We start from the raw sequence: 15,409 nt of genomic DNA, 5'->3' as shown, positions 1-15,409 counted from the left end.
CCGACGACGGCGGGGACGGATGCCGTGGCTCCGGCGGGAGCGGCGGCTGTGTCGGTCGCGTCCGTGGCGGCGGCGCGGGTGCGAGACGTGGTCTCGGGAAGGGTCACTTCTTCTTCCTCTCGAGGAACGCGGTCATGCGGGCGCGCTTGTCGGCGCTGTCGAAAAGCTCGGCCTGCAGCTCACCGTCGATCGCCGGGTGCTCGGCGCGAGGCGCGAGCAGCGCGCGCTTGGTGAGGATCGTCGCGCGCGCCGAGTTCGCGGCGATGCGGTCGGCGATCGCGTGCGCGGCGGCGAGCAGGTCGTCGGGCTCGTGCACGCTCGACAGCAGCCCCCAGGCGAGGGCCTCGTCGGCGTCGATCACGCGCGCGGTGAGCAGCAGCTCGCTCGCGCGGGCGTGGCCGACGATCTCGGGCAGACGCCATGACGCACCTGCGGCGGCGATGATGCCGAGGCCCGGCTCGGGATTGCCGAAGCGCACGCGGGGGGTGCCGAGGCGGATGTCGGCCGCGTACGCGAGTTCGGCTCCCCCGCCGAGGGCGAAGCCGTCGACCGCGGCGATCACAGGCATCGGGAGGTGCCGGATGCGATCGAACACCGTCGCGTTGATGCCGCGTCGCGCGTCGTCTCCCGTGCGCTCGCGCAGCTGGGCGATGTCGGCTCCCGCGGCGAAGACACCGCCCGCGCCGGCGAGGATGAGGGTGCGCGGGTTCGCCTCGAGCTCGGCGCACAGGGCGTGCAGCTCGTCGACCATGGCCTGGTCGATCGCGTTGCGCACCTCGGGGCGGTCGAGGGTGGCGACGACGCGGCCGGCGGTGGCGTCGACGCGGATGGTTTCAGCCATCGACCCGCTCCACGATCATCGCGGCGCCCTGGCCGACGCCGACGCACATCGTCGCGAGGCCGTACCGCGCGCCCTCGCGCTCGAGCCGGCCGAGCAGGGTCACGATGAGCCGCGAGCCGCTCGAGCCCAGCGGATGCCCCAGCGCGATCGCCCCGCCGTCGGCGTTGACGATCTCGGGGTCGAGCCCGAGGCGCCGCACGCACGCGAGCGACTGCGAGGCGAACGCCTCGTTGAGTTCGACGGCGCCGAGGTCGGATGCCGAGAGCCCGGCCTTCGCGAGGGCTTTCTCGGTCGCGGGCACGGGGCCGAGGCCCATGATCTGGGGGGCGAGAGCCGCGGAGGCGTGCGCCACGATCCTCGCGCGCGGCCGGAGTCCGTAGCGCTCGACAGCCTCGGCGCTCGCGACGACGAGGGCCGAGGCCCCGTCGTTGAGCGAGCTGGAGTTGCCCGCGGTGACGACCTCGCCGTCCCTCACGACCGGCTTGAGCTTCGCGAGCACGTCGAGCGAGGTGTCACGGCGCGGTCCCTCGTCGCTGTCGACGATGCCCCGGCCGGTGTTGACGGCGACGATCTCGCTCGCGAAGCGACCAGCATCCTGGGCCGCGATCGCGCGCTCGTGGCTGCGCAGGGCGAAGGCATCGGCATCCGCCCGCGAGATCCCGTCGAGGCGCGCGACCTCTTCGGCCGTTTCGGGCATCGAGAACGTGGCCTTCTCGCGCGCGGCGAGGCGTGGATTGGTGAAGCGCCAGCCGATCGAGGTGTCGAATACCGCCCCGGGCTTCGCCCAGGCCTTCTCGGGCTTCGCCTGCACCCAGGGCGCGCGGGTCATCGACTCGACGCCGCCGGCCACGACGAGGTCGGCGTCCCCCGCGCGCACGGCCTGCGCGGCGAGCGCGATCGCGCTCATTCCCGAGGCGCAGAGGCGGTTGACGGTCAGACCGGGAATGCTGTCGGGCAGCCCCGCGAGCAGCACGGCCATGCGGGCGACGTTGCGGTTGTCCTCCCCCGCCTGGTTCGCAGCACCGAGGATCGCCTCGTCGATCGCCTCGCCGGGGACGCCCGCGCGGGCCACCGCCTCGGCCACGACGAGGGCCGCGAGATCGTCGGGACGAACGGATGCCAGCGCCCCGCCGTACCGACCGACCGGGGTGCGCGCACCGCCGATGAGAAACGCGTCCGCCATCGTCTTCCTCTCCCCCGCCGACTTTGGCGGGGCCCGTCCACCTCGCCTGCGAGGTTTTCCGACCGATCGTTCAGTAATCATGCCACGGCGGTACGCGGGGAGGCAACGCCGAGACGGACGTCGTCGGAATCACGGCACGTCGGACGCTGCCGGAGCGACGTCGCGCGCGGGGCGCGTCGCGCCGAGCGCAGAAGAAGGCGCGACGAAGTCATCGCGATGGAGTGCCCCCGACAGGATTCGAACCTGCGACGCCCGCGTTAGGAGTGCGGCGCTCTATCCCCTGAGCTACGGAGGCGGGATCGTCCCAGCCTACTGCGGCGCTTCGACCCGGGCGGTTCGGTCAGCGCTCGTCAGCGGCATGCGCTCCCGCAGCGCCGCGACCAGACCGTCGTCCCATCGCCCCGGCTCGGCGAGGGTCGCTTCGCGCACGTCCACGCCGTCGGGCCCGATGCTCACCGCACAGACCAGGAGCGACTCGAGGACGAGCCCGTCGTGGGCATCCCGCCGCAGGATCGACGACTCGGGCTCGTGCGTCGCCTTCTCGATCACGCCGAGCCACGGCATCCACCAGTCCGAGCCGGCCGCCGGGCCGGCCGCGCGGAACGCCTCGAGCCACCGCGCGATGCGCGGGGTTCCCGGGTCGTCGACCGCGTGGTGGGCGACCATGTGCGTGCCCGGGGCGAGTGCGGTGCGACGCGAGACCACGCCGTCCCACTCCACGAGGTGCGCACCCGCGGCATCCACCTCGACGAGGTTGAACCCCCGCGTGGCGGGACGATCCGGGATGCCGACCCCCACCGCATCGAGGGGAACACCGCCCCGGCTGACGAGGCCGTCGTCGGGACGGTCGGACAGGTCTTCGCGATTGAGCAGAACCGCGAGCCGGTGAGCGGCCGGGTCGAGGGCCAGCCACGCTCCTCCGGCGCGGTCATCGCGCACGCCCAGGACACCGTCGCGCTCGGGCCACCAGGCGCCGATGCCCCGCCAGGGGCGGTCGCGGTCCTCATCGCGGACGGCGAGCACCCGCACGGGCTCACCGGGAATCGCGGGAACGTCGATCACGACCGTGCACATTCCGACAACGCTACCCGCGCGAGGCCCAGACGGGGCGGGCCGCGGACGCCCCGTGCGGCGGCCCGGGTCCGTCACGAGAACAGGCCGCGCGACGGGAACAGGCCGTTCGGCGTCGGAACCGCCTGTTCCCGTCGCTCCCCCTGTTCTCATCGCACCACCCCCGTCGCGGACGCCGACCTGGAAGACTGGGACGATGTTCGTCGTCGTGGGAGTGACCGGGGGCATCGCCGCCTACAAGACCGTGAGCCTCGTGCGCCTGCTCGTGAAGGCGGGGCACGACGTGCACGTGATCCCGACCGCGGACGCCCTGCGTTTCGTCGGCCTGCCCACGTGGGAGGCCCTCAGTCGCAACCCCGTGACGACCTCGGTGCACGATGACGTCGCGCGTGTCCGGCACGTCGCGCTGGGCCAGTCCGCCGACCTGGTGATCGTCGCCCCCGCCACCGCGAACACGCTCGCGGCGATGACGGCGGGGCTGGCGTCCGACCTGCTCGGCACGACTCTCCTCGCGACGACCGCTCCGGTCGTCGTCGCCCCGGCCATGCACACCGAGATGTGGCGGCACCCGGCCACCGCGCACAACATGGACGTCCTGCGCTCTCGCGGCGTGCACGTGGTCGGACCGGCCGACGGCGTGCTCACGGGCGGCGACTCGGGCCCCGGGCGCATGTCGGAGCCCGAAGAGATCGTGGCCGCGGCCCTGGCGCTCGTCGGACGCCCGCGCGACCTTGAGGGGCTTTCGATCGTCGTGAGCGCCGGGGGGACGCGCGAGCCCATCGACCCCGTGCGGTTCCTCGGGAACCGCTCGAGCGGTCGGCAGGGCGTGGCGATCGCACGGGCCGCCGCGGACCGGGGCGCGCGCGTGACGCTCGTCGCCGCGCACCTCGACGCGGACGTGCGCCCCGACCCTCGCGTCGAAGTGATCGCCGCCGGGACCGCTGACGAGTTGGGACGGGCGATGGATGCCGTAGCCCCCGACGCCGACGTGATCGTCATGGCCGCGGCTGTCGCCGACTACTCCGTCGCCGTGGTGTCGGAACACAAGCTCCGGAAGCAGGACTCCCCCGGCGGCCTCACGCTCGAGTTGCGCGAGAACCGCGACATCCTCGCGGGACTCGCGACCGCCCGCCGCCCCGGGCAGACGATCGTCGGGTTCGCGGCCGAGACCGTGGCCGACGACGCGGAGCTGCGGGAACGCGCTCGCGCGAAGGCGGCGCGAAAGGGCGTCGATCTGCTGGCGGCCAATGCCGTGGGCTGGACGCGCGGGTTCGAATCGTCTGAGAACGCCCTCACCATCGTGGATGCCACGGGTGACGTGCTCGCGACGGTCGCGGGATCCAAGGATGACGCGGCTCACGCGCTCCTCGACGCGGTCCTGACCGTGCGCGCGTCGATGCGCCACTGACGACGCGTGACTGTCGCCGCGCGGCTGACAACGCGGGGCGCAAGACGCACGACGGACTTCGAACGTGGCCGGGCGGGCACCAGGGGCGCCCGCCCGACGATTCAGTAGCCGAAACTGGTGGAGAAGTCGTTGATGAGAGCTGACATCTGCGCGATGAGCACGACGATCCAGACGATGAAGCCGATCACCACGGCGAGGTTGACAGCGACAGCGGCCCAGATCGGACCGAGGCCCGAGCCGGTGCGGCGACGCAGGATCACACCGCGACCGATGATGTACACAAGGCCCGAGCCGATGACCAGCACGAAGAAGCTAAAGGCCCAGTGGAACGGACGATCGACACCGCGTGCGCGCAACTGACGCCAGTCGAGGAAGGCGAACAGAACCGTGAGCGCCGAGACGACGATGCTCACCACCGACGTCACGACGGTGATCAGCGCGGTCGCGGCGTTCGTGCCGGCCATCGACGCCGGGCCGGAGTCGTAGGAGTACACGCCGGCGTAGAAGGCATCACGGAAGTACGACGACCAGTCGAAGATCACGACTCCGAGCAGGCTGAGCACCGGCAGGAAGACCATGAGCCACACCCACACGGTGTTGGTCTTGATGTCGCGGCGAGGGGCGGCGGTGTCGTACGACACCGGGGGTGCGCTCGGGTAACCCGGGCCCGCGGCGTAGCCGGCTCCGGCCGCGCCGGCGGTGTACGCCGGAGCGGAGGGATACGACGGAGCGGAGGACGAAGCCGGTGCGCCCGGGAAGGCCGGGGCCGACGTGTAGGCCGGGGCTGCCGGCGGAGCGACGGGGGCGGTGGGCGGAGCCGCGGGGGCTGCGGGCGGAGCCGCGGGGGCTGCGGGCGGAGCCACGGGCGGCACGCCCGCGCCGGCGGCTGCCCCGGCGGCGGAGTACGCCGAATCCGGAACCGCCGAGGGCGCGGAGCCGGACGACGCCGAGCCGTGCGACGCCGAGCCGTGCGAGGCGGACTCGGACTCTGCGGAGTCCTGCGACGGGGACTCGTGCGCGACAGAGTCGTGCGCGGCTGAGTCGTGCGCGGCAGAGTCGTACGGAGCCGGCTCGTGTGGAGCAGGGGCCGCCGGCTCGGAGGCGGTGAGCGGAGCGGCCGCATCGTGCGCGCCGTCATGGCCGTGCGTGTCGTGGCTGTCCGCACCGCCCGCAGCGTACGCCGACGGGGTGCCGAGCGACGGAGTGCCCTCGTGCGCCGAAGCGCCGGCCGACTCTCCCTCGTTCGCCGTGCCTGCGGGGTGCTCCTGCGGGTCGAGGCTCGACGAGATGTCGTACGACGACCCTTCGGTGGCCGCGGCGCCCTGGTCCGCCGAGCTGTCGCCGGGTCGCGGCGCGGCGTCGTGCGCCGACGCGGATTCCGTGGCGGAGCGCACCTCGTCGGTCCAGCCGGTGCCGTTCCAGCGGCGCAGGCCGCCGCCGCCGGCGGGGTCGGGATACCAGCCGTCGGGCGGAGTGGGAGTGTCGGTCATGTCGTTTCCCCTGTCAGGTGCGGAACCGGGCGAGATGGCCCGAGTCTAGTGATGGCATCCGACGTCATCGGAAGTCTCGCGACGCGTGGGACACTCCCACGCGCAGATCGGTGAATCCGTCGGCGACCACGTTGGTCACTCCCTCGACCGAGCGCTCGAGCATCCCGCGCACGATGAGAGCGGGTGATTCGCGCGCGACGCGGCGGTATCTGTTCCACACGCCGACCGAGCAGATGATGTTCATCAGGCCGTGTTCGTCTTCGAGGTTGAGGAACGTGATCCCGGATGCCGTGGCCGGCCGCTGTCGGTGCGTCACGAGCCCCGCCACCTCGATGCGCCGGTCGGTCTCGAAGGTGCGGAGCTCACGCGAGGTCAGCACCCCGCGGGCATCGAGCGCGGCCCGGAAATGGGTGAGCGGATGGTCGTCCGCCGACAGGCCCGTGGCCCACAGGTCGGATGCGAGGATCTCGTAGCTCGACGGGTCGGTGAATAGAGGAGGCTGGACGGCCACCAGGGAGTCGGGGAGGAACTCCGGACGGTCGAGGGCGGCCGACCCCGACAACCAGATCGCCTCGCGCCTCGTGTGCCCGAGGCAGTCGAACGCTCCCGCCGTGGCGAGGGCTTCGAGCTGAGCCGTGACCAATCCCGTCCGCCGAACGAGGTCGCGCAGGTCGCGGTAGTCTCCGCCGTTCTCTCGCTCGTCGACGATGCGCGCGGCGACCTTGGCTCCGATTCCGGTGACGCCGGCCAGCCCGAGACGCACGGCGAAACCCCCGTCGCGGCGATGGGCGAGCGTCTCATCGGCCTCCGCGGGGTCGAACTCCCCCGTCGGCGGCTGGATCGCGTGAGCACACGCCTCGAGCCCGGTCGCCGGCCTCCTCGCCCGCCGCGGCGCCGAACCCGGTGATGCGGACCCCGCGGCATCCGCCCCTCTCGCCGTCCCCGCGGCATTCGTCCGCTCCGATCCCCTCTCGCTGTCCGTGTCGTCCACGGGTTCGAGGGTCGCCTCGACCCCCGAGCGCAGCAGATCGGGCCGACGTACCTGCACCCCGTGCCGGCGGGCATCGGCGGTGAGTGTGGCGGGCGAGTAGAACCCCATGGGCTGTGCGCGCAGGAGCCCGGCGAGGAAGGCGGCCGGGTAGTGCAGCTTGATCCATGAGCTGGCGTAGACCAGAAGAGCGAACGACAGCGAATGCGACTCTGCGAAACCGAAGTTCGCGAAGGCCTGGATCTTGGCGTAGAGCTCGTCGGCGACCTGCCCCACCAGGCCGTTCTCGGCCATGCCCGCGTAGAGCGTCTCCCGCAAGGAGTCGATCCGCTCCAGTCCACGCTTGGATCCCATGGCGCGACGCAGCAGATCGGCGTCTTCGGCGGAGCAGTTGCCGATGGCCACGGCCATCTGCATGAGTTGTTCTTGGAACACCGGTACTCCCATCGTGCGTGAGAGCACCGGCTCGAGCTTGGGGTGCACGTAGGTGATCGGCTCCTGGCCGAGCTTGCGGCGCACGAACGGGTGGACGGCCCCGCCCTGGATCGGGCCGGGGCGGATGAGGGCGATCTGCACCACGAGGTCGTAGAACGTGCGGGGCTGCAACCGGGGCAGAAGACCCATCTGCGCGCGCGACTCCACCTGGAACACCCCGATCGAATCCGCACGGCAGAGCATGTCGTACACCGCCTTCTCTTCCTTCGGCAGAGTCGACAGTTCCCACTCCTCCCCCGTGGCGTCGCGGATCAGGTCGAAGCAGTACTGCAGGGCCGCGAGCATGCCGAGGCCCAGGAGGTCGAACTTGACCAGCCCCATCCACGCGGCATCGTCCTTGTCCCACTGGATCACCGTGCGGTTCTCCATCCGCGCGTGCTCGATGGGGACGACCTCGCCCACCGGGCGGTCGGTGAGCACCATTCCCCCGGAGTGGATGCCGAGGTGTCGCGGTGCCTTCAACAGCTCCGACGCGAACTCGATGACCTGGTCGGGGATGTCGTGATCGGCTCCGCTCTCGAGGGTGGCTCCCCACCGCTCGACCTGCTTCGACCAGGCATCCTGCTGACCCGGGGAGTGCCCGAGCGCACGGGCCATGTCGCGCACGGCGTTCTTCGGGCGGTACTGGATCACGTTCGCGACCTGCGCCGCTCGTTCACGCCCGTATTCGCCGTAGACCCACTGGATGATCTCTTCGCGACGGTCGGAGTCGAAGTCGACGTCGATGTCGGGCTCTTCGTCGCGCAGGCTCGAGAGGAACCGCTCGAACGGCAGCTTGTAAAAGATCGAGTCGACGGCGGTGATGTCGAGCAGGTAGCAGACGGCGCTGTTGGCCGCCGACCCCCGCCCCTGACACAGGATGCCGCGCCGCCGCGCCTCGGCCACGATGCCGTAGACGATGAGGAAGTAGCCCGGGAAGTCCTTCATCTCGATGACCTCGAGCTCGCGTTCGATGCGTCGCCGGTCGTCGTCGGACAGATTTGGGTACTTGCGCGGTACGGCCGCCCAGACCAGGTGCCGCAGCCACGACATGGGCGTGTGCCCCTCGGGCACCTTCTGCTTCGGCAGGGCGGGCTTGGCCCGACGCAACGGAAAAGCGATCTCATCGGCGAGCTCGACCGTGCGCGCCACCGCTCCCGGGTAGCGCCGGAACCGCGCCGCCATCTCGACCCCCGAACGCAGATGCGCCCCGGCATGGGAGGGGAGCCAGCCGTCGAGCTCGTCGAGGCCCCGGTTCGCCCGCACCGCGGCGACGGCGGCGGCCAACAGCTCCTTCTGCGGAGCGGCGTAGTGCACGTTGTTGGTGGCGAGGATCGGCAACCCTCGCTCGGCGGCGAGCGCGGCCAGGACGTCGTTGCGGCGCGAGTCGAGCGGATCGCCGTGATCCATCAGCTCGACATAGACCGCCTCGGCGCCGAACAGGTCGACGAGGGTGTCGAGTTCACGCGCGGCTCCGGCCGGACCCTCGAAGGCGAGGGCCTGGCGTACCGCCCCCTTGCGGCATCCGGTGAGCACCGCCCACTGCGGGTCGCCCGGTCCCCCGGCTCGTTCGGCGAGGTCTTCGAGGTCGTAGACCGGCCGGCCCTTCTCTGCACCGGTCAGCTGGGCGTGGGTGATGGCGGCGGCGAGGCGGTGATAACCCTCTTCCTGGCGGGCGAGGACGAGCAGGTGCGAGCCGGTCGGGTCCGCCTCCCCGTTCTGGGGGCCGGGGAGCCCGAGCGACAACTCCGCGCCGAAGACGGTGTTCACGGCCCGCTGTTCGGCCGCCTCGGCGAATCGTACGATGCCGTAGAAGCCGTCGTGGTCGGTGAGGGCGAGGGCGTGCAACCCCAAGCGCTCGGCCTCTTCGACGAGTTCTTCGGGTGAGGACGCGCCGTCAAGGAACGAGTAGGACGAGTGCGCGTGGAGCTCGGCGTAGGGCACCGTATCGGTGGGCCGCTCGATCGAGGGCGGTACGTAGGCTCCGCGTTTGTGCGACCAGGCGGGGCTGTCACCGCCGTCGCCGTTCGGCGGTGCGCCGGTGGGTCTGCGGGCGTCGCTGAGCACGCGCTCGAGCTCGGACCACTTCACGGGAGGGTTGGTCCATCCCATCAGCGCGACCCCTTCTGCGGACCGGGGGTGCGCGGAGCCTCAGTCATAGCGTCCCTCTGCTCTCCACTCGCCCTCTTCGACCACCAGCAACCAGGCACCCCCATCGGTGTCGACCACCTGGAACCGGTGAGCCTTGCGCGCCCGCAGGGCATCCCACCCCCGCTCGCTGATCGGCCACGGACCCGCCCACTCGCTGATGCGGCGTCGCTGCCCGGCGGTCTCGAGGACGGCCGGCGGAGCGCTCAGCACGTCGCGTTCGCCCACCGTGACCGGCGCACCGGCGATGTCGGTGACCCCCACCAGACGCGGCTCCGGATAGACGGTGGCGGGCAGAGGGTCGGGGAGGCTGCCCGGCCACGGCCGCGTCCGCACCTTCTCGGCGATCGCCCGATCACCCCACGGCACGAGCACCTGACGCTCGGCGAGCCAGCGTCCGCCACCGATCGTGGGGGTCACAACGCCGCGGTGGCCGAGCATCGCCTGGACGCGAGAGAGAGCGTGATGCACCCGCTCGTCGGGTCCGGCCCCGAACAGCCCCTTGGCGTGGTGCGCTGCGGCGTCGACGGCCTCCGGCTCGATGTGCACCCCCGCGACCCCGCTACCGAAGATGCCCTGCGCGTCTTCGGCGAGCTGCCAGCGCACGCGGTCGACCACCCCGGCGGCGTCGAACGAACCGGGGTGCAGCCACACGCGCTCGCTGCGTTCGCCCCGTTCACCCGTGAGCACGACACGCAGCTCGGTGCACACCAGATCGTGCACACCGAGCTGGGCGATGAACTCCTCGGCGGCGACACGCATGCCGAAAGCGACCTGGTCGGCGAGCTCGAGAGGCGGTTCGAACGCGACGTCGCGGTGCAACTCGGGAGGGGGTGTCCGCGGCTGGACCGGCTGCGAATCGAGTCCCCCGGCGAGGGCGTGCAGGCGAACCCCCCTCTCGCCGAACCGTTCCCGCACCCGCTCGACCTGGAGTCCCGCCAGCTCGCCCAGGGTGTGCACTCCCAGTCGAGACAGCAGGCTGCCGAACTCGGCGTCGTCGAGAGTCGCGATCGACAGGGGCGCGAGGAAGGCCCCGGCCCCACCGGGCTCGACGATGCGGACGGGGTCGTCATCAGGTGCCGTCCGAGCCGCCTGCTCCGCGGTGAACACCCCGTCGGCGACACTCGCGCGCACGCCCCCGAACCCGTCGTCGTCGAGTTGCCGGATCAGCATGCGCGCAGCCTCGACCTCACCGCCGTAATAGCGCGCCGGCCCTCGTGCGCGGAGGGCGCAGAGACCGGGCCGGACGACCTGAACGCCGGGAGCGCGCTCCTCGATCCGGGCGACGACCGGGGCGAATGCTCGTGCATCTCGCACGGGATCGGCCGGCACCACCTGCAGTCCCGGGCACAGCGCCTGCGCATCGCGGCGCTTCTGTCCGCGGCGCACGCCCTGCGCCCGGGCGGCCCACGAGCAGGCGACGACGACATTGTGGGAGAACACCGCCACCGCGGCATCCGGCCGAGGAGGGCTCACCGCCTCGTTCGAGAACGCCGTGATGGGCCAGTCGGGGAACCACAGCACGAGGCTGCGCGTGGGGGCCTGCATCATCCCACCGCCCGCACCGGGAAGGCATCGCGCTCGCGCGGAACCAGTCGCTCCGCCGGAGCACCCAGCAGCTCGATCGTCCCGTCTGCGGCGGGCAGCAGCATGCGCGCGCGTCGGGCGTTCGGCGAGCGTCGGCTGGTCACGGACACGGTCAGCTCACGCCCGGCGAGGTACCCGTGCCCGTGGCCGAGTCCCGACCACCGCGGATCGGCGACATCGATCACCGCCTCGGCCTGGGGCCAGGCTCCCTGTACGAGCAGGACCGAACCGCGATCGCGTAACCGCGCGGCCAGTCTCGTGGTCTCGGCGCCTCCGCGGGCGGCCGTCGACCCCGAGGGAGGGCGCACCGCCACCACGGGCAGCACTTCGGTGATCGTCGCCGTCACGGCGAGCCACCGGGGACCCGGGTCGGGGATGAACACGAGTCGATCGAGATCGAGACCGTATTTCTCGGCGGCCTCGGCTCCGAGCTCGGGCATGCCGATCACCCCGCACCACGCGCCGTCCTGCGAGGGTCGCGCCATGAGCGCCAGCAGAAGAGACGCCGAGCGGGCCAGCGCGTATGCCGACCCCGACCGCAATCCCCCACCGGGCAGCAGCGAAGAGAAAGCCGGATGCGTCGGCAGGACCGGCGCGTCCATGCGACGCCCCTGCATGCGCTCGAGGCGATCGCGCAGCGCATGGATGTCGGGTACGGCCTGTACCTGGTCTCTCACGATCGCCCTCACTCCCACAGGTTAGAACATCTGTTCGATGACCTCAATCCCTGTGGGTCGAAGATACGATCGACCTCCGACATCGCCCGCACAGCCCCGATCGCGCGCCCGGCAGAGCGCACCGGCTTCCCCGCGTCCCGCCGGTGACAGCCCCGCTCAGACCAGATCGGCCGTCGCCGCGATCCGCGCGAATCCCCCCTGCTGCAGCACGATGGCGGTGTTCGCCATGAGCTCCGCCGCCGTGCGGGTGACGGTACCGAGCCCCGCAACCTCCCCGGTCAGATCGAAGGTGCGCGTGGCATCCAGGACGACCGTCACGTCGTAGCCGAGGTTGCCCGCCATCCGCGCCGTCGTCTCGACGCACATGTTCGTCTGGATGCCGCAGATCACCAGTTCCCGGATGCCGCGCTCGTGCAACCACGCGTTCAGATCGGGATCTCCATAGAACGCCGAGTTGACGCTCTTCGAGACGACGAGAGCGGCGGGAGCAGCGGCGACCGCGTCGACGAGCCCGTTGCCCTCGGCATCCGGGTGAAGAGGGGAACCGACGGACGCCGACTCATGGCGCACCACGACGATCGGCTCGTCGTCACGACGCCACGCATCGATCAGCGCCGCGACATGCGCCTCGCACTCCGGATTCGCGGTCGGACCCCAGAACGAGAGGTCGTCGAAACCCCGCTGCATGTCGATGACGAGAAGAGCACGAGTCATGCCCCCATCCCATCACCCGGAACGCCTCACCCACCACACGTGCGCAGAAGGATCCCGGATGCCGGTCTCACGCGGCCAACGCCAGGTACGGCTCCCACCGCGGATCGCTCTTGTCCACACCGCGCACCGTCCACGACGACCCCCTCGGAGGCGCCGGGACGAGCCGCAGCTCCCACCGCATCTCCTGAGGAGTGCGATCGCCCTTGACGTTGTTGCACAGCAGGCAGCACGCCACGAGGTTCTCCCACGTGTCCTTGCCGCCGCGCGAACGGGGCAGCACGTGATCGATCGTCGACGCGGCCTTGCCGCAGTATCCGCAACGGTGGGCGTCGCGGCGCAGGACCCCTCGACGGGTGACCGGCACCTGGCGGGCCCCCGGAACCCGCACGTAACGGGTCAGGATGATCACCGCCGGGCGATCGTAGGTTCCGTGGGCGGCCCAGACCGGGTCTTCGTCGATGCTCTCGACGACGGTGGCCTTGTCGTTCATCACGAGCACGAGGGCTCGCTTGAACGACACGACCGCGAGGGGCTCGTAGCCCGCGTTCAGCACCAGTGTGCGCATTTCTCGTCCTCTCGAATGGCCGAGACGGCTTCTCGGATGTTCGACTCGCGACGACGGAAGGTGCGAAAGGGTATGAAAAAGGCGCTGTCTAGGCAGACAGCGCCTGGGAGGTCACGGTGAAACCGCGGCATCCGAACACACGATGCCGAAGAACGAGCAGCCCGAGCGCATCCATGGTGCGGATGCGCGGACTGGTGTTCATCGGTATGTCCCTTCGGTTCTTCCGACGTCGCTGACAGGCTAACCCACTGCGACACGCCCGGGGTCGGCCGCGGAGGGAAACAAGAAGCGGCGTGTCGGAGAACGATGTCCTCCGGCACGCCGCCTCGTGTGGAATATCAGCCGGCGTTCTGCTGCAGCCACGCGTAGGGATCGACGACCGAGCCGTTGATGTGCACCTCGAAGTGGAGGTGGTTGGCGGTCGAACTGCCCGTCGAGCCGACCAGGCCGATGAGCTGGCCCGGGGCGACGGTTTGTCCGGCCTGCACCTGGCGGCTGCCGTACGTCATGTGACCGTACGTGGTCGAGACCTTCTGACCGTTGATGACGTGCTCGATCACGATGGCGACACCGTAGCCACCGTAGCTCTCCTGCGAGACGCTGACGACTCCGCCGGCCGCGGCGAAGATGGGCTGTCCGCCGGGGGCGAGGAGGTCGACTCCCTGGTGGTAGCCGGAGTCCCACAGGCCACGGCCGAGCGTGTAGCTCGTCAGCGGCCAGCGCACCTCACCCGATCCGGGCGCGGTCATGTTGAGGTCGATCGAGCTCACCGACGTCGACGCCTTCGTGGCGTTGGCGGCCAGCTGACGCGCGCGCTCCGCGGCGGCGGCCGCGGCGGCTTCTTGATCCTTCTTCTTCTGGATCTCGTCGGCGGTGGTGGCGGAGTAGCTGCTGCGGTCGAGGGTCTCGGCGGTGGCGTCCGAGGCCACGACGAGCGACTGGTTGTCGGCGGCCGACATCTGCTGGAGCGTCATGGTCTCGGCGGCCGGCATGGTCGCCGCATACGCGGGGATGGCGACCGTGGCGACGAGCCCGGCGACCATCGAGAGGATGACGGCGCTGCGCAACGGCTTGCCGACGCGACGCGGCGACGAGGCGCTTCGAGCAGGAGCGGTGCGTGCGACGGGTGCGGTCGCGGGGGCCGTGGTCTGCAGGGCGCGACCGGCCGGGCGGGTCACCGCGGCGCGCGCGCTCTTGCGGGTGGGTCCCGTCGCGGCACCTTCGGGTAGGTCCGCTGCGGGCTCGTTGTGTTCAGCCAAAGTTCCTCCGGCGCCTCTGCGTCTTCGGGGACGCTGGCTCGTCAGCACTCGAATGTGGGGCACGATGTGCGGGCTGGGCCCTGCGCGGACGACGAGCCGATGAGGCAAACCGCGAGGGGTCCGACGGCGGGCTTCTCGCCTGTGGACTTTCTGAGGCTACCCGAAGATAACGAACATGTCACGCTTCAGTAACCGCTCCCAGGCGATGCTCGGCCCGGCACCGTCGAACGCGGCCGCGCTCAGTCCTCGGCGACGAGGAAGATGTGCGAGGCGACCTCGACGGGCAGCTCGAGTCCCTCATCGACGCCGTCCATCTGCACGAGCACGTAGCCCTCGTTGAAGCGGTAGTCGCCGTGGGCACCGGGGAGCACTCCCGCGGCCTTGAGCTGCTGCAGCAGTTCGGGGTCGACCTGCGCGGGCTCGGCGAGGCGGCGGACCGTCCCCGAGATGGGGCCGCCCGCATCGGTGAGCTTGCGGACGAGGCCGACGACACCGTCGTCGAAGGTGACGCTGTTGGCGTCGCCGAGCTGGTCGAGACCGGGGATCGGATTGCCATACGGCGACTCGGTGGGGTGGCCGAGCAGTTCGACGAGGCGACGCTCCACCTGCTCGCTCATGACGTGCTCCCAGCGGCAGGCCTCATCGTGGACGTACGCCCAGTCGAGACCGATGACGTCACTCAGCAGTCGCTCGGCGAGCCGGTGCTTGCGCATCACGTCGACGGCCTTCTGCCGACCGTCGTCGGTCAGCTCGAGGCGACGATCTTCGGAGACTACGACGAGACCGTCGCGCTCCATTCGTCCCACCGTCTGCGAGACGGTCGGACCCGAGTGGCCCAGGCGCTCGGAGATCCGCGCGCGCAGCGGCACGATCTTCTCTTCTTCGAGCTCGAGGATCGTGCGCAGGTACATCTCGGTGGTGTCGATCAGATCGGTCATTCAGGTGTCCTCGATGTCGCGCGGCAAGTCATCCCAGCCTACCGACCCCCTCCGACATGAGCGCGG

The 15,409-nt window shown here is 70.9% G+C and carries 12 protein-coding genes and 1 tRNA gene; 1 reads left to right on the top strand and 12 read right to left on the bottom strand.

Annotated elements, in window-relative coordinates; all coding sequences use genetic code 11:
* Window positions 1–103 precede the first annotated feature (103 nt).
* From AB6V31_RS10265 to AB6V31_RS10250, 4 genes are all read right to left on the bottom strand, one after another.
* Window positions 104–841 (bottom strand): enoyl-CoA hydratase/isomerase family protein, encoded by a 738-nt coding sequence (locus AB6V31_RS10265; RefSeq protein ID WP_369365457.1) that lies wholly within the window; start codon window positions 839–841, stop codon window positions 104–106.
* Window positions 834–2,024, bottom strand: a complete 1,191-nt coding sequence (locus AB6V31_RS10260) for an acetyl-CoA C-acyltransferase (protein WP_369365455.1) — start codon at window positions 2,022–2,024, stop codon at window positions 834–836. Before AB6V31_RS10260 ends, AB6V31_RS10265 begins: the two co-directional genes overlap by 8 nt.
* A gap of 222 nt (window positions 2,025–2,246) precedes the next feature.
* Window positions 2,247–2,319 (bottom strand) — tRNA-Arg (locus AB6V31_RS10255).
* Between the two features lie 14 nt (window positions 2,320–2,333).
* Window positions 2,334–3,098, bottom strand: coding sequence for an NRDE family protein (locus AB6V31_RS10250; RefSeq protein ID WP_369365453.1), 765 nt, complete (start codon window positions 3,096–3,098; stop codon window positions 2,334–2,336).
* A 193-nt stretch (window positions 3,099–3,291) separates the two neighbouring features.
* On the opposite strand from AB6V31_RS10250, the gene coaBC reads away from it, so the two are divergent.
* Entirely contained in the window at window positions 3,292–4,503 is a 1,212-nt protein-coding gene (gene coaBC / locus AB6V31_RS10245; RefSeq protein WP_369365451.1) for a bifunctional phosphopantothenoylcysteine decarboxylase/phosphopantothenate--cysteine ligase CoaBC, read from the top strand.
* A gap of 101 nt (window positions 4,504–4,604) precedes the next feature.
* Here coaBC and AB6V31_RS10240 read toward each other — a convergent pair whose 3' ends face one another.
* The 8 genes from AB6V31_RS10240 to AB6V31_RS10205 form a co-directional block, all read right to left on the bottom strand.
* Window positions 4,605–5,993: a DUF2510 domain-containing protein gene (locus AB6V31_RS10240; RefSeq protein ID WP_369365449.1), complete on the bottom strand. Its 1,389-nt coding sequence runs from the start codon at window positions 5,991–5,993 to the stop codon at window positions 4,605–4,607.
* Between the two features lie 64 nt (window positions 5,994–6,057).
* Window positions 6,058–9,567: an error-prone DNA polymerase gene (locus tag AB6V31_RS10235; RefSeq protein ID WP_369365445.1), complete on the bottom strand. Its 3,510-nt coding sequence runs from the start codon at window positions 9,565–9,567 to the stop codon at window positions 6,058–6,060.
* 39 nt (window positions 9,568–9,606) lie between these two features.
* Window positions 9,607–11,151, bottom strand: coding sequence for a DNA polymerase Y family protein (locus AB6V31_RS10230; protein ID WP_268104934.1), 1,545 nt, complete (start codon window positions 11,149–11,151; stop codon window positions 9,607–9,609).
* Entirely contained in the window at window positions 11,151–11,807 is a 657-nt protein-coding gene (locus AB6V31_RS10225) for a hypothetical protein (RefSeq protein WP_235556989.1), read from the bottom strand. The genes AB6V31_RS10230 and AB6V31_RS10225 overlap by 1 nt, the downstream gene beginning before the upstream one ends.
* 216 nt (window positions 11,808–12,023) lie before the next feature.
* Window positions 12,024–12,581, bottom strand: coding sequence for a cysteine hydrolase family protein (locus AB6V31_RS10220; protein WP_082450560.1), 558 nt, complete (start codon window positions 12,579–12,581; stop codon window positions 12,024–12,026).
* 67 nt (window positions 12,582–12,648) lie between these two features.
* On the bottom strand, window positions 12,649–13,146 hold the full coding sequence (locus AB6V31_RS10215; protein WP_056229154.1) for an HNH endonuclease: 498 nt from the start codon (window positions 13,144–13,146) through the stop codon (window positions 12,649–12,651).
* A gap of 338 nt (window positions 13,147–13,484) precedes the next feature.
* Window positions 13,485–14,405 carry a M23 family metallopeptidase gene (locus AB6V31_RS10210; protein WP_369365443.1) on the bottom strand — a complete coding sequence of 307 codons (921 nt, stop codon included), beginning with the start codon at window positions 14,403–14,405 and terminating at the stop codon, window positions 13,485–13,487.
* 239 nt (window positions 14,406–14,644) lie between these two features.
* Entirely contained in the window at window positions 14,645–15,343 is a 699-nt protein-coding gene (locus AB6V31_RS10205) for a metal-dependent transcriptional regulator (RefSeq protein ID WP_144785666.1), read from the bottom strand.
* Window positions 15,344–15,409 lie beyond the last annotated feature (66 nt).

Source organism: Microbacterium sp. 16-032 (genome assembly GCF_041079455.1).
Lineage (GTDB): Bacteria > Actinomycetota > Actinomycetes > Actinomycetales > Microbacteriaceae > Microbacterium > Microbacterium testaceum_A.
The sequence above is the reverse complement of the archived record's forward strand: the minus strand, read 5'-3'. Positions and strand labels throughout refer to the sequence as shown.